Annotated in this window: 15 protein-coding genes; 4 read left to right on the forward strand and 11 right to left on the reverse strand. The window is 66.9% G+C overall.

The genetic code is table 11. From position 1 onward, the window contains the following. The first annotated feature begins 13 nt into the window (after positions 1-13). The 4 genes from F614_RS0108250 to F614_RS0108265 all read left to right on the forward strand — a co-directional run bounded on the left by F614_RS0108250 (position 14) and on the right by F614_RS0108265 (position 4,229). Positions 14-478, forward strand: a complete 465-nt coding sequence (locus tag F614_RS0108250) for a c-type cytochrome (protein ID WP_017940857.1) — start codon at positions 14-16, stop codon at positions 476-478. A 13-nt stretch (positions 479-491) separates the two neighbouring features. Then, positions 492-1,490 carry a diguanylate cyclase gene (locus F614_RS0108255; protein WP_019558696.1) on the forward strand — a complete coding sequence of 333 codons (999 nt, stop codon included), beginning with the start codon at positions 492-494 and terminating at the stop codon, positions 1,488-1,490. A gap of 78 nt (positions 1,491-1,568) precedes the next feature. Next, a complete protein-coding gene (locus F614_RS0108260) occupies positions 1,569-1,967 on the forward strand; it encodes a hypothetical protein (protein WP_018877039.1) in 399 nt (132 codons plus the stop codon). A 441-nt stretch (positions 1,968-2,408) separates the two neighbouring features. Beyond that, positions 2,409-4,229 carry an ABC transporter ATP-binding protein/permease gene (locus tag F614_RS0108265; protein WP_019558697.1) on the forward strand — a complete coding sequence of 607 codons (1,821 nt, stop codon included), beginning with the start codon at positions 2,409-2,411 and terminating at the stop codon, positions 4,227-4,229. A 261-nt stretch (positions 4,230-4,490) separates the two neighbouring features. On the opposite strand, the gene arfB is transcribed toward F614_RS0108265, so the two are convergent. From arfB to ilvB, 11 genes are all read right to left on the reverse strand, one after another. After that, positions 4,491-4,907, reverse strand: a complete 417-nt coding sequence (gene arfB, locus F614_RS0108270) for an alternative ribosome rescue aminoacyl-tRNA hydrolase ArfB (RefSeq protein WP_018867518.1) — start codon at positions 4,905-4,907, stop codon at positions 4,491-4,493. Between the two features lie 7 nt (positions 4,908-4,914). Continuing rightward, a complete protein-coding gene (locus tag F614_RS0108275) occupies positions 4,915-5,220 on the reverse strand; it encodes a hypothetical protein (protein WP_018879882.1) in 306 nt (101 codons plus the stop codon). Positions 5,221-5,386: 166 nt separating this feature from the next. Next, positions 5,387-6,979, reverse strand: coding sequence for a peptide chain release factor 3 (locus tag F614_RS0108280; protein WP_018867520.1), 1,593 nt, complete (start codon positions 6,977-6,979; stop codon positions 5,387-5,389). Positions 6,980-7,111: 132 nt separating this feature from the next. Then, positions 7,112-7,918: a tetratricopeptide repeat protein gene (locus F614_RS0108285; protein WP_018867521.1), complete on the reverse strand. Its 807-nt coding sequence runs from the start codon at positions 7,916-7,918 to the stop codon at positions 7,112-7,114. A gap of 169 nt (positions 7,919-8,087) precedes the next feature. Then, complete coding sequence (gene rimI / locus F614_RS0108290) at positions 8,088-8,567, reverse strand: ribosomal protein S18-alanine N-acetyltransferase (protein ID WP_018878531.1); 480 nt, start codon at positions 8,565-8,567, stop codon at positions 8,088-8,090. A 108-nt stretch (positions 8,568-8,675) separates the two neighbouring features. Continuing rightward, positions 8,676-9,407, reverse strand: coding sequence for a uracil-DNA glycosylase family protein (locus tag F614_RS0108295; protein ID WP_019558698.1), 732 nt, complete (start codon positions 9,405-9,407; stop codon positions 8,676-8,678). 4 nt (positions 9,408-9,411) lie between these two features. Beyond that, entirely contained in the window at positions 9,412-10,236 is an 825-nt protein-coding gene (gene pssA, locus F614_RS0108300; protein ID WP_018867524.1) for a CDP-diacylglycerol--serine O-phosphatidyltransferase, read from the reverse strand. Next, a complete protein-coding gene (locus F614_RS0108305; protein WP_019558699.1) occupies positions 10,233-10,907 on the reverse strand; it encodes a phosphatidylserine decarboxylase in 675 nt (224 codons plus the stop codon). The genes pssA and F614_RS0108305 overlap by 4 nt, the downstream gene beginning before the upstream one ends. 61 nt (positions 10,908-10,968) lie before the next feature. Beyond that, entirely contained in the window at positions 10,969-11,985 is a 1,017-nt protein-coding gene (gene ilvC / locus F614_RS0108310; protein ID WP_018862774.1) for a ketol-acid reductoisomerase, read from the reverse strand. Positions 11,986-12,069: 84 nt separating this feature from the next. After that, positions 12,070-12,564: an acetolactate synthase small subunit gene (ilvN, locus tag F614_RS0108315; RefSeq protein ID WP_018867526.1), complete on the reverse strand. Its 495-nt coding sequence runs from the start codon at positions 12,562-12,564 to the stop codon at positions 12,070-12,072. A gap of 22 nt (positions 12,565-12,586) precedes the next feature. Further along, entirely contained in the window at positions 12,587-14,305 is a 1,719-nt protein-coding gene (gene ilvB, locus F614_RS0108320; RefSeq protein WP_018878533.1) for a biosynthetic-type acetolactate synthase large subunit, read from the reverse strand. Positions 14,306-14,417: the final 112 nt, after the last annotated feature.

Consider the following 14,417-nt stretch of genomic DNA (forward strand, 5'->3'; position numbering starts at 1 on the left):
TCCAGGACGCCCGATGCCGACAACCGCCCGCCTCCTGCCCGCCGCCTTGCTGGCCCTGTTCGCGTTGACCGCCTGTTCCGACGCCCCGGAACCGGACACCGCCGCCGAGCCGCCTGCGCAGGCATCCAGCGAAGACTCGAGCGCGGCCTCCGGCTCGACCGCGCAGCTCGACTACAGCCTGCCGCCAGAGGACTTCGCCGCCGACCCCGAGGCCGGGCGCTCGCTGTTCCGCGCCAACTGCATGCAGTGCCACGGCGAGGACGCCCGCGGCACCGACCAGGGCCCGCCGCTGATCCACCGCATCTACGAGCCTTCGCACCACCCGGACATCACCTTCCATCGCGCCGTGGCCCTGGGCGTGCACGCGCACCACTGGGACTTTGGCGACATGCCGCCGGTGGCCGGGGTCACCGGTGAGGAGACCGCCCACATCATCGCCTGGATCCGCCAGGAACAGCGCGCCGTCGGCATCGACTGAACACAACCCGTACATGACAGATCCACGCACGGAGGCGATCCGCGGCACGGTTCACGCCTACCTGGACGCCTGGCTGCGCCAGCGCGATCTCGCGGCCCTGCTGCGCCTTCACACCCCTGGGGTCAGCGGCTTTGGCACCGGTGCCGACGAGGCCGCCTTCAACCCCGAAGAGGTCGAACGCATCGCCGGGCGCGACATCGAACAGGTACCGGAGCCCTTCGACTTCGCGATCCACCGCGAGGAGATCCGACTGCTGACGGATGACGTGGCGCTGATCATGCTGATCTTCGACATGATCCTGGATACCCGCGGGCAGCGGGTCCGACTGAACGGCCTGCGTGCCAGTCTGGTGCTGCACGCGACCGCCGACGGCTGGCGCCTGGAGCACCTGCATGGCTCCTTCCCCGCGAGCGTCCATGGAGACGACGAACCCTACCCGGTGAAGGAGCTGGAGGAGCGCGCACAGGTGCTCGAACGCCTGGTACGGGAACGCACGCACTCCCTGGAGGCCGCCCAGCAACACCTGGAACACCTCGCCACCACCGACCCGCTGACCGGATTGAACAACCGCATGAAGGCCAGCGAGGCCCTGGCCGAAGAGATCCTGAGGGCCGAGCGTCACGCGAGCCCGCTCAGCGTAATCCTGCTGGACCTTGATCACTTCAAGCCGATCAACGACACCCTGGGACACGGCCGCGGCGACGCGGTACTGACCGCGGTCGGGCAGCTGATAACGGGCCGCATCCGCGCCACCGATCGGGCCGCGCGCTGGGGTGGCGAGGAGTTCCTCATTCTCTGCCCGCAAGATGACATCGCCGCCACAGCCCGGCTGGCCGAGGACCTGCGCCACTGCCTGGAGATCCACGACTTCCAGACCGGACAGCCACTGACCGCCAGCTTCGGCGTCGCCCAGCTGGAGCCCGGCGAGAGCGCGGAATCCCTGGTGGACCGGGCCGACCGCGCCCTGTACGCGGCCAAGCACGCCGGGCGCAACCGGGTCCAGGGCGCGTGAAATCAATCCGGCCCCGGGGGCGTCCCGCCCGGTAACCGCAGGAACGCATTCACCCCGATCGGCAAAAGGAGCCTTGCCATGTGCACGAAGAGACTGACCCTCGCCACCCTTCTGGGCCTTCTGGCCCTGCCCGCTCAGGCAAACCCGGTCGACATCCTGGAGGCCCAGCTGCATGCCAGCGGCCCGAACCAGTGGCGGGTCGCCGTCACCGTGGAGCATCCCGATACCGGCTGGGATCACTATGCCGATGCCTGGCGTGTGCTGGACGCCGATGGGAACGTCCTCGGTGAACGCATCCTGCACCACCCGCATGTCAACGAGCAGCCGTTTACCCGCAGCCTGCGCCGGCTGTCGATCCCCGATGACACGCGCTTCCTGCAGATCGAGGCCCGCTGCTCGCAGGACGGCTGGAGTCACCAGCGCCTGCGGATCGACCTGGAACAGGACCGGGGCGAGGGCTTCCGCATCCACCGGTGAGATGCGCGGCCGGGCCGCACCGGGCCGGGGAGCCGCCACGGAACGCGCGCCCATGTGCGTACCCGGCGGGGACCTCCTAGGGAGACGCTGATTGAATCGCGCGTCCGCGCTCCAGTCGCTTTTGCGTGCGAACAAGGCGCGGTGACTGCCGTGCAGTCATTCTGCACAAGGGAACCGCAACGCCGTTCCCGCGCCCGTTTTTGATCAACAACGGGCGGCCGAGCCCCTGCTTTCAATGGCTTGTGGGGTTGGTGCCCCCCGATTCTGAATGAATATGGCCCGATCCTGCGTTGCGCCCCGAATCCATCCAAAACGGGCGGGTAGAACCACTACCCGCTGCACGACGCGCCTTGTCTCGGAAAACAGGGGGCACCAACGCGGACGTGCGTTTATATCAGCGTCTCCCTAAAGTAGGCAGCCTACCCAGCCCCGGACTCCCCCATGCGCGGTCACTCCAGCGTGCACGATGCGCCCGACGATGCGATCAACTGGCGCATCGTTCGCTCCCTGTTCCCCTATCTCGCGGAGTTCCGCGGCCGGCTGTTCCTGGCCCTGGGCCTGATGGGCCTGGCCAAGCTGGCGACCGTGCTGGTCCCGCTGGCGCTTAAGTACATCGTCGACCACTTCGAGGACTCCGGCACCGAGGGGCTGGTCGCGGTCCCAGTGGCGCTGGTGATCGCCTACGGCCTGCTGCGCTTCGGCAGTACCCTGTTCGGCGAACTGCGCGACGCGGTCTTTGTGCGCGTGGCCGAACGGGCCATGCGGCGCGCGGCCCTGCGGGTGTTCGAGCACCTCCACCGGCTCGAGCTGAGCTTCCACCTGGCGCGCGAGACCGGCGGCCTGGCACGCGACATCGAGCGCGGCACCAGCGGCATCAGCTTCCTGCTGCGCTTCATGGTGTTCAACATCCTGCCGACCATCATCGAGATCGCGCTGGTCGCGGTGATCCTGCTGGTGGCGGTCGGTCCGGTCTTCACCGTCACCGTGATCCTCGCGGTGGCCGCCTACATCGCCTGGTCGGTATGGATTACCGAGTGGCGTACCCGCTTCGTGCGCGAGGCCAACCAGCGCGACAACGAGTCCAACACCCGCGCGATCGACTCGCTGCTGAACTACGAAACGGTGAAGTACTTCGGCAACGAGGGCTTCGAGGCCCGGCGCTACGACGAGGGCCTGGCGACCTGGGAACAGGCGCGCACCAAGAACGTGCTGTCGCTGGTGCTGCTGAACTCCGGCCAGGCCCTGATCATCGCCGCCGCGATCACCGTGATGATGCTGCTGGCCGCCAGCCGGGTGGCCTCGGGGCAGATGTCGCTGGGCGATCTGGTGATGGTCAATGCCTACATGATCCAGCTGTTCATGCCGCTGAACTTCCTCGGCTTCGTCTACCGCGAGATCCGGCAGTCGCTGGCGAACATCGAGCGCCTGTTTGGCCTGCTGGAAAAACCGGTACAGGTCGAGGACCGGCCAGGCGCGCCGGATCTCGACGTCGCGGAGGGGCATGTGCGCTTCGAGCAGGTCGCCTTCCACTACCAGCCGGAGCGCCCGATCCTCGAGGACGTATCACTGGAAATCCCGGCCGGGCACAAGCTGGCGGTCGTCGGGCCCAGCGGGGCCGGCAAGTCCACGCTCGCTCGCCTGCTGTTCCGGTTCTTCGACGTGACGGACGGGCGCATCACTATCGACGGCCAGGATATCCGCGAGGTAACCCAGCAAAGCCTGCGCCGAGCGATCGGCGTGGTCCCGCAGGATACCGTGCTGTTCAACGCGAGCATTCGCTACAACATCGCCTATGGTGATCCGGAGGCCTCCGAGGAGGCCATCCGGCGCGCGGTGCGTCTGGCGCACCTGGACGATTTCATCCAGCGCCTGCCCGACGGCCTGGATACGGTCGTCGGCGAACGCGGCCTCAAGGTCTCCGGCGGCGAGAAGCAACGCATCGCCATCGCCCGCATGCTGCTGAAGGACCCGCCGATCCTGGTCTTCGACGAGGCCACCTCGTCCCTGGACTCGGGCTCGGAGAAGGCGATCCTGCAGGCGCTGAACGAGGTCTCGGCGCGGCGCACCACGCTGGTCATCGCACATCGCCTGTCGACCGTGAAGGATGCCGAGCAGATCGTGGTCCTCGATCAGGGACGCGTGGTCGAACGCGGCACCCACCGCGAACTCCTCGCGGCGGGCGGCGCCTACGCCCGCCTGTGGCAACACCAGCAGGAACACGAACCCGCGCCCGTCGATCCGAGCCCGAATGCCGGGGCCTGAAGCCTTTTATTCACCACGAAGCACACGAAGGCACGAAGGAATTCAAGGGCGGTTAACAGGAAGGTACGAAGACGGGAAGATGAACAGGGTGCGTCTCCGAGAGCCCCTGATGCCCGGGCGCGCGGATGTGGCCAGCCGGTGCCCGGCGTCCCAACCAGAAATCCTTCCGACCTTCCCGTCTTCCTGTCCGCTTTTATGCCATTGACCTGGCCCTTCTTCGTGCCTTCGTGTGCTTCGTGGTGAACAAAAAGCTCTTGGCAGTCAGTCGGGATCGACGCGGCCGCGCAGCGCCTTCTTGCGGCCGCGGTGGGTCTTGCCCTCCAGGCGGCGCAGCTTGGAGGCGCGCGTGGGGCGCGTCGGCTTGCGCGCCTTGATCGGGCGACCCACCTCGCGCAGCAGCTCCGCCAGGCGCTCCAGCGCATCCTCGCGGTTGGCCTCCTGAGTACGGTACTGCTGCGCCTTGAGCACGACCACGCCGTCCTTGGTGATGCGCTGGTCATGGCGGCGCAGCAGGCGCTCCTTGTAGACGTCGGGCAGGCTGGAGGCGCGGATATCGAAGCGCAGATGAATGGCCGAGGCCACCTTGTTCACGTTCTGCCCGCCGGCCCCCTGGGCACGGATCGCGGTCAGCTCGATCTCGTGCTCGGGGACGCTCACGCTGTTGGAAATGCGCAGCATCGGGGAATCAGCGGAAATCGCCGTCATGGATGCGGCCATCCGCGTCCAGTTCGGCGAAGAAGCGGCTGTTATCCGTGCGGTATTCCTGGGTCACGATGTCGCCGGGCAGCACCAGCATCACGTCGGGGTAGACGCGCTCGAACTCCTCGGGCGTCGGCCGACTCTCGAGGAAGTGCAGGAACGGGTTCATCTGCTCGACCGTACCCGGTCGCGGCTCGGGTCCATCGCCCCGGGTCTCGGTCTTGTGCACCGCGCAGCCGCCAACCACCAGCGCCACGACCACGCCAATCACAGACAAGAATCGAAACGCCATATTCTCCTCCTGCACCACACAACTGCACCGTCATTGCGAGGCGTCGAAGACACCGTGGCAATCGCCTCAAGCTGGCATGAAGCCCGGGGCCGCTGATTTCGGATGGAGTTCGCCACGTCGCTTCGCTCCTCCCGATGGCGGTTCCAGTGCACCCCGGAGCGGCGATCTACTCCGTCGGCTGGCCGTGCTCGCGGGTCGCCTCGAAGCGGATCTCCGGCCATTTTTCCATCGCCATCTGCAGGTTCACCCGAGTCGGGGCGATATAGACCAGATCGCCACCGTGATCGATCGCCAGGTTCGCCGCGGCCTTCTCCCTGAACTCCTCGAGTTTCTTCGGGTCGTCGCATTCGACCCAGCGCGCGGTCTGGACGTTCACGTTCTCGAACTGCGCCTCGACCTTGTACTCGGTACGCAGGCGCTCGGCGACCACGTCGAACTGCAGCACGCCGACCGCGCCCAGGATCAGGTCGTTGTTGGTCAGCGGGCGGTAGAGCTGGGTCGCACCCTCCTCGCACAACTCCTGCAGGCCCTTGGCGAGCTGCTTCATCTTCAGCGGGTCCTTCAGCTGCGCGCGCCGGAACAGCTCCGGGGCGAAGTTGGGCACGCCGGTAAAGGTCAGGTCCTCGCCCTGGGTGAAGGTATCCCCGATGCGGATGGTGCCGTGGTTGTGAATGCCGATGATGTCGCCCGGATAGGCAGTCTCCACATGCTCGCGGTCGGAGGCCAGGAAGGTCAGCGCATCCGGGATCTTCACGTCGCGCCCGATCCGCACGTGACGCAGCTTCGCGCCCTTGTCGAAGGTGCCGGAACAGATGCGCATGAAGGCGATGCGGTCACGGTGATTCGGATCCATGTTCGCCTGGATCTTGAACACGAAGCCGGTGAACTTCTCCTCGGTCGGCTCGACCTTGCGCGAGTGTGTCGGACGCGGCAGCGGACCCGGGGCGTATTCGACGAAATCGTCCAGCAACTCCTCGATGCCGAAGTTGTTGATCGCGGAGCCGAAGAACACCGGGGTCTGCTCGCCGCGCAGGTAGGCGTCCGCGTCGAACGCGTGCGAGGCGCCCTGCACCAGCTCGAGCTCCTCGCGCAGCTCCTGCGCCTGATCGCCCAGCACCTCGTCCAGGCGCGGATTGTCCAGGCCCTCGATGATCTCGCCGGTGGACTTCTTCCCGCCCTGCTCGGGATCGTACAGGTGCACCGCATCGCGACGGATATGGTAGACGCCACGGAAGCGCTTGCCGGAGCCGATCGGCCAGGTGACCGGGGCGCACTCGATCTTCAGTACCTCCTCGACCTCGTCGAGCAGCTCGATCGGGTCGCGGCCCTCGCGGTCCATCTTGTTGACGAAGGTCATGATCGGCGTGTCGCGCAGCCGGCAGACCTCCATCAGCTTGATGGTGCGTTCTTCCACGCCCTTGGCCGCGTCGATCACCATCAACGCGGAGTCCACCGCGGTCAGCGTGCGGTAGGTGTCCTCGGAGAAGTCCGCGTGCCCGGGGGTGTCCAGCAGGTTCACCATGCGCCCCTTGTACGGGTACTGCATCACGGACGAGGTGACCGAGATCCCGCGCGACTTCTCCATCTCCATCCAGTCGGAGGTGGCATGGCGCGACGACTTGCGCCCCTTGACCGTACCCGCGAGCTGGATCGCGCCGCCGTACAGCAGGAGCTTTTCGGTCATGGTGGTCTTGCCGGCGTCCGGGTGCGAGATGATCGCGAAGGTCCGGCGTCGGCGGGTTTCCTCGATAAAGGACATGCATTCGGGCCGCTGGGAACAGCCCGCAAGTTTAACGCGAAATCGGGGGTCCGGTTCAGCCGGATGCCCCCGAAACGCAAACGGCCCCGGAAGCCGGGGCCGTTGTGCAACCCCACACTGGCCGCTGCGGGCTCAGCGTGCGGCGGCCGCCTGGATCGCCGCGTTCTGCTCCTCCAGACGCCCGCGCGCGGTCACCAGGTCGCGGTTGTTCATGCGGGCCTCGAGCGTAGCAATGCGCTCTTCGTCCTGGGCCAGGCTGTACCAGACATGCGCCTGCACCAGGTCACGCTCGACCCCGCGGCCGTTCTGGTGCAGCCGGCCCAGCCCGATCTGGGCATGCCGGTAGCCCTGTTCCGCCGCGGCGGTGTACCAGCGGGCGGCGGCGGCCGCATCGCGCGTGGTGCCCTGGCCGTTCTCGTGCAGCAACCCGACGTAGTACTGGGCGGCGGGCAGCCCCTGATCCGCGGCCCGGGTCAGCCATTCGAGACCGGCGGCCGGGTCCTGTTCGCCATTGGCCAGGTGGCTCCCTAGCCAGTACTGGGCATCGGCATGTCCCAGTTCGGCGGCGCGGGTGTAGTGCTCGCGGCTGCGCTCGGGGTCCGCCGGGGCGCCCTTGCCGGCCGCCAGGAGATAGCCCAGGTAGTAGTGGGCCCCGGCGTGGTCGGCATCCGCTGCGCGGGCGAACCAGCGCACGGCCTGGTCGTGGTCCACTGGCGTACCCCGCCCGGAGTAGTTGGCCATACCCACGTCGAACATCGCCGCGGTATTGCCCTTCTGCGCGTTGCTTTCGCGGATCTCGTACCAGACCTCCAGCAGTTCCTGCTGGCGCTCGGCCTCGTCATAACCAAAGGACTGCTGGGCCTGAACGGCCCCGGCGGACAGCGCCAGTGGCAGGGCCAGAGGGAGCGAAACGAACAGTGCGCGCAGGGATCGGGACATGGGTTACCTCATCCGGTGTCGGGGCGAATACCGGTTTTGATCATAGTCCGGGGGGCGGGCCGTCACAACGCGGGGGTGGCAGGACGAGAACCGATGACGGCAAAACGGGCGCACATCACGCAAAGGTCACCCGGGACTGTGACCGGTTTCACGCCGCCAGCGGAACCCGTCAGGCCCCGGCCGGGGCGTTGCAGCGACGTGTCAGAACCCAGGCATCCTCGCGGCCGCTGGGTAGCGGGTAGTAGCGCGGGCGGGTGCCGACATGCTCGAAGCCCTCCGAACGGTAGAGCTGGACCGCGGCCACGTTCGACGGACGGACCTCCAGAAAGAGCGCCTCGGCCTCCTGCTCACAGGCATAGTCGAACAAGCGCCGCACCATGAACCGGCCCAGCCCGTTGCCCTGCCAGCGCGGGTCCACCGTCAGGTTCAGCAGGTGGGCCTCGCCCGCGGCCACGCTCAGCACGGTGTGGCCCACCTGGCGGCCATCCACCTCGAGCACCCAGCAGTCATAGCCCACACGGATGCAGTCCTCGAAGATGCGGGCGGTCCACGGGTAGTCATAGGCCTCGCGTTCCACGCGCATCACCCCCTCCACATCCGCCGTCTGCATACGGCGCAACTCGGGCTGGACGCGGGGTTCGGCACTCATGTCGCAGCTTCCTCCTGAACGGGGTGAACGAAGGGGATACGGGGCGCTTCCGGGAGTTCCGAGCCCGGGAATGCTGCCCGGGTTCCCATCTCCACAACGGGAATCGGGTTACTCCAGGAAGGCCCGGGCGCGCTGCAGGTCCTGCCAGGCCTTGCCCTTGTCTCCCGGCTTTCGCAGCAGGTAGGCCGGGTGATAGGTCACCACCAGCGGCACGCCCTGATAGCGGTGCTGCGCCCCGCGCAGGCGTCCCAGGGGCTCCTCCGATGCCAGCAGGCTCTGGGCCGCGATCCGTCCCAGGGCGACAATGACCTGGGGCTGGATCAGGGCGATCTGGCGATCGAGGTAGGCGCGGCAGGCCGCCGCCTCCTCCGGTTTCGGGTCGCGGTTTCCGGGGGGGCGGCACTTCAGCACGTTGGCAATGAACACATCGTGGCCCCGGTCCAGCCCCAGGGCCCGCAGCATGTTGTCCAGCAGCTGCCCGGCACGGCCGACGAAGGGTTCCCCGCGCCGGTCCTCCTCCGCGCCGGGGGCCTCGCCGATGAACAGCCAGCGGGCGCGCGGATCGCCTACCCCGAACACGGTCTGCGTACGTTCGCGCGCCAGCTCGGCACAGGCCTGGCAGCCGCTCACGCGCGCCTGGAGGGCCTCCCAGTCCAGGGTCACGACGGCGGCATCCTGCGCCCCGCCCCCCGCATCCGCCGCCCCGGACGGCACCTTCGCGGCTGGGGCCAGCGGTTCGCCCGGGGGCACTTCGATCGCCGGGGCGGCCGCGACTCGCGAACGCCACACGGGGATGCCCATGTCCGCGAGGATGCGGCGCTGGCGCACCGACAGCGACATGCGACTACTCCCCCGAGGGCGCCCGGCGGCGATGCCGGCGCCAGCGCTCCAGGGTCAGCAGCGGACCGGACAGGGCGTAGATCACGAAGCCCGCGAGGAGGACCTTGGGCGGATCCAGGGCCAGCAGCATCAGCGCGACCACCACGCCGACGATCGCCAGGAAGGGCACCCGGTGCTTGAAGTCCATGTCCTTGAAGCTGAAGTAGGTCAGGTTACTGACCATTGCCGCCCCGGACAGCACGGTGACCACCAGGATGCCGACCACGTACGGATCGGCCAGCTCGGCGGGGATGCCCCAGTCCTCCAGCACCCAGACCATGCCGACCAGGATCGCGGCACTGGCGGGGCTTGGCAGGCCCTGGAAGAAGCGCTTGTCGCTGACCGCGAGGCGGCTGTTGAAGCGCGCCAGGCGCAGCGCGGCGGCGGTGGTAAAGAAGAACGCCGCCACCCAGCCGAAGTTGCCCAGGTCATGCAGTTGCCACAGGTAGACGATCAGCGCCGGCGCAACGCCGAACGAGACCAGATCCGACAGCGAATCGTACTGCGCGCCGAACTCGCTCTGGGTGTCGGTCATGCGCGCGACGCGCCCGTCCAGGGTATCCAGCACCATGGCCACGAAGACCGCGATGGCGGCGGTGATGTATTCGCCGTTGATCGCCGAGACGATGGCGAAGAAGCCGGAGAAGAGCACCCCCGTGGTGAACAGGTTGGGCAGCAGGAACACGCCGCGCCGGCGCCGACGATGCGGGGGCTGGTCGTCGGCGATGGTGTCCTCGCCCTCGATGTAGTCGGGTTCCGCGCGCCGGTCGCCTTCGTCGCCTGTACTCATTGCAGCATCTCCACGGCCCCCTCGGCGTCCCCGGTGGATTCGGACTCCGGCAGCCCGCCCAGCAGGGCGGAACCGGCCAGCACCCGCTGACCCGGCTCGACCATCACCTGCGACCCGGCCGGCAACCACACCTCGAAGGTACCACCAAAGCCGGCGAACCCCATGCGCTTGCCACGCCCCAGACGATTGCCCGGGACGTTGTTCTGCATGCGGATCATCCGCGGCCAGTGATCGACACTGAGGGCCAGGGTCAACCGCGTGCCCTCGTCGGTCTCCAGCGCGTAGGCCAGGCGGCCCTCCAGCTGCGCATCCGGGGCTTCGTCGGTTTCCTTGCCTGGCCAGACCCGTTCGCGGATCTCGGCCTCCTGCGGGGCGTGCACGTTGTACTCGCCCAGCCGCCGCTGGCGCAGGCGGATGCGGACCGCCGGCTTTTTCGTGAACGGGTCGCGGGCCTCGGCGACCGATTCGATGGTGCCATCGGCCGGGGCGATCACGCCCAGGGCCGGCGCCGGGGCCTTGCGCCGCAGGTCACGGAACACGGCCATCAGGAACACGGTGAGGATCACCATGAACAGGCCCAGCTCCGCCTCCCCGACCAGCAACGTGATGACCGCCATCCACGCGGCGATGATCACGAACAGGCGGCCTTCAGGGGCTAGCGGAAACAGCATCGGACGCTCGGCAGGAACGAAGGACCACGGCGGGCCGGAACGCCCGCCGCGGGGAGCCGCATCAGTTGCGGGACTTGTCGACCAGCTGGTTGGCCTTGATCCACGGCATCATGGCACGCAGGCGTTCGCCCACCTGCTCGATCTCGTGGGCGGCGTTCAGACGACGGTTGGCGGTCATCGACGGGTAGTTCATCGCGCCTTCCAGGATGAACTGCTTGGCGTACTCGCCGTTCTGGATATTCTTCAGCGCCTCGCGCATCGCCCAGCGCGACTCTTCGTTTATCACCTGCGGGCCGGTCACGTACTCGCCGTACTCGGCATTGTTGGAGATCGAGTAGTTCATGTTGGCGATGCCGCCCTCGTACATCAGGTCGACGATCAGCTTGAGCTCGTGCAGGCACTCGAAGTAGGCCATCTCCGGAGCGTAGCCGGCCTCGGTCAGGGTCTCGAAGCCGGCCTTGACCAGCTCCACCGCACCGCCGCACAGCACGGCCTGTTCGCCGAACAGGTCGGTCTCGGTCTCGTCCTTGAAGGTGGTCTCGATGATGCCGGTGCGGCCGCCGCCGATCGCGGAGGCATAGGACATCGCGATATCGCGCGCCTTGCCCGAGGCGTCCTGCTGGATGGCGATCAGGTCGGGGATGCCGCCGCCACGCACGAACTCGGAGCGCACGGTGTGACCCGGGGCCTTGGGCGCGATCATGATCACGTCCAGGTCCTTGCGCGGCTCGATCTGGTTGTAGTGGATCGCGAAGCCGTGGGCGAAGGCCAGGGTCGCGCCCTGCTTCAGGTTCGGTTCCAGCACGTCGCGGTACAGCGCGGCCTGGTACTCGTCCGGGGCCAGCACCATGATCAGGTCGGCGCCGGCGGTCGCGGCGTCGACGTCGGCCACCTTCAGGCCGGCCTCTTCGGCCTTGGCGCGGGAACCGGAGCCCTCGCGCAGACCCACGGTCACATCCACGCCGGAGTCCTTCAGGTTGTTCGCATGGGCGTGGCCCTGCGAGCCGTAGCCGATGATGGCCACCTTCATGCCCTGGATGATGGAGAGATCGGCGTCTTTGTCGTAGTAGAGATTCATCACAATTTCCTTGATATCAACCCCGTACGGGGCCCATGGCAAACAAACAGGTCCGGCACCGCAGGCAGCGCCGGACCCGGGGATTCAGATCTGCAGGCTGACGTCGCCGCGGGCGATGCCCATGACGCCGGAGCGCACGACCTCCAGCACGGGGAACGGCTGGAGCGCCTCGAGGAAGGCATCCAGCTTGGAGCCCTCGCCGGTGATCTCGACGACATAGGTGTCGTGGGTCACGTCAATGATGCGGCCGCGGAAGATATCCGCCAGGCGTTTCGCCTCCTCGCGGTCGGCGGCCTCCGGCACGCGGACCTTGACCAGCGCCATCTCGCGCTCGATATGCGGGTAGGCGGTCATGTCGAGCAGCTTGATCACGTCGATCAGCTTGTTCAGCTGCTTGGTGATCTGCTCGACGATCTCGTCGGAACCACTGGTGACGATGGTCATGCGCGACAGCGACGGGTCGTCGGTCGGCGCGACGGTCAGCGACTCGATGTTGTAGCCACGCGCGGAGAACAGCCCGGCCACCCGCGAGAGGGCACCGGCTTCGTTTTCCAGCAGGACACTGATGATATGACGCATACGGCTCTTCCCTGTACCCGGCTCAGACCAGGATCATCTCGTTCTGGCCGGCACCGGCCGGGATCATTGGATACACGTTCTCGGACTGGTCGGTGATGAAGTCCAGGAACACCAGGCGCTCCTTCTGCGCCAGGGCCTCCTTGATGGCACCCTCGACGTCGCCGGGCTGGGTGACCTGGATGCCGACATGGCCATAGGCCTCGGCCAGCTTCACGAAGTCCGGCAGGGCATCCATGTAGGACATCGCGTAGCGGCCCTGGTAGAAGAACTCCTGCCACTGCCGGACCATGCCCAGGTAGCGGTTGTTCAGGTTCAGGATCTTCAGCGGCAGCTGGTACTGGAAGCAGGTGGACAGCTCCTGGATGCACATCTGGATGCTGGCCTCGCCGGTGATGCAGCCCACCGTCGCGTCCGGATGCGCGAACTGCACGCCCATCGCGAACGGCAAGCCCACGCCCATCGTGCCCAGGCCGCCGGAGTTGATCCAGCGGTTCGGCTTGTCGAAGCGGTAGAACTGCGCGGCCCACATCTGGTGCTGGCCGACATCCGAGGTCACGAAGGCCTCGCCCTGGGTGAGCTCCCAGAACTTCTGCACCACGTACTGCGGCTTGATCAGCTCGGAATTCTGGTCGTACTTCAGGCAGTCCTGCGCCTGCCATTCCTCGATCTGCTTCCACCAGGTGGCCAGAGCCTCGGCATCCGGCTTGCCACCGTTCTCGCTCAGCCCCTTGATCAGTTCGCGCAGCACCGGCTCCACCTCGCCCACGATCGGCACGTCCACCTTCACGTTCTTGGAGATGGAAGACGGATCGACGTCCACATGCACGATCTTCGCGTGCGGGCAGAACTTTTCGATGTTGCCGGTCACGCGATCGTCGAAGCGCGCACCGATCGCGATCAGCACGTCCGCGTGATGCATGGCCATGTTGGCCTCGTAGGTCCCGTGCATGCCGAGCATGCCGAGGTACTGCTTGTCCGACGCCGGGTAGCCGCCCAGCCCCATCAGGGTGTTGGTGATCGGATAGCCCAGCTTTCGGGTGAACTCCGTCAGCGCCTCTGAACCCTTGCCCAGGATCACGCCACCGCCGGTGTAGATCATCGGCTGTTTCGCCGACAGGATCAGCTCCACCGCCTTGCGGATCTGCCCGGTGTGCCCCTTCGAGACCGGGTTGTAGGAGCGCATGTGGATGCTCTCCGGGTACTCGAACTCGCAGCTGTCGGCGGTCACGTCCTTCGGGATGTCCACCACCACCGGGCCGGGGCGACCGGTGGTCGCCACGTAAAAGGCCTTCTTGATGGTGGTGGCCAGGTCCTTCACGTCCTTGACCAGGAAGTTGTGCTTCACGCAGGGACGCGTGATCCCCACGGTGTCGACCTCCTGAAAGGCATCATTGCCGATCAGGCTGGTCGGCACCTGGCCGGTGAACACCACCAGCGGCACAGAATCCATGTACGCATCGGCGATCCCGGTGATCGCGTTGGTCGCGCCGGGGCCGGAGGTGACCAGCGCCACGCCGGGCTTGTCGGAGGACTTGGCATAGCCCTCGGCCGCATGTACCGCGCCCTGCTCGTGGCGCACCAGTACGTGGGAGACCTTGTCCTGCCGGTACAGCGCATCGTAGATGTGCAGTACCGCGCCACCGGGATAGCCGAATACGACCTCGACGCCCTCGGCCTGCAGGCTGCGGCAGAAGATTTCGGCGCCGGTGATGGCGGTGGAGGAACTTGCGGTCTCGGACATGATGGTCGACTTCCTTACCGGGGGCTTGTGCACGATCGTCGAGCGATCATGCACCACAAATCAAAATAGCCCACCATCCTAATATGAAATCGCCCCCATTTCACGCCATGAC

Origin of the sequence: Thioalkalivibrio sp. ALE12, assembly GCF_000381105.1 — a bacterium.
Classification (GTDB): domain Bacteria; phylum Pseudomonadota; class Gammaproteobacteria; order Ectothiorhodospirales; family Ectothiorhodospiraceae; genus Thioalkalivibrio.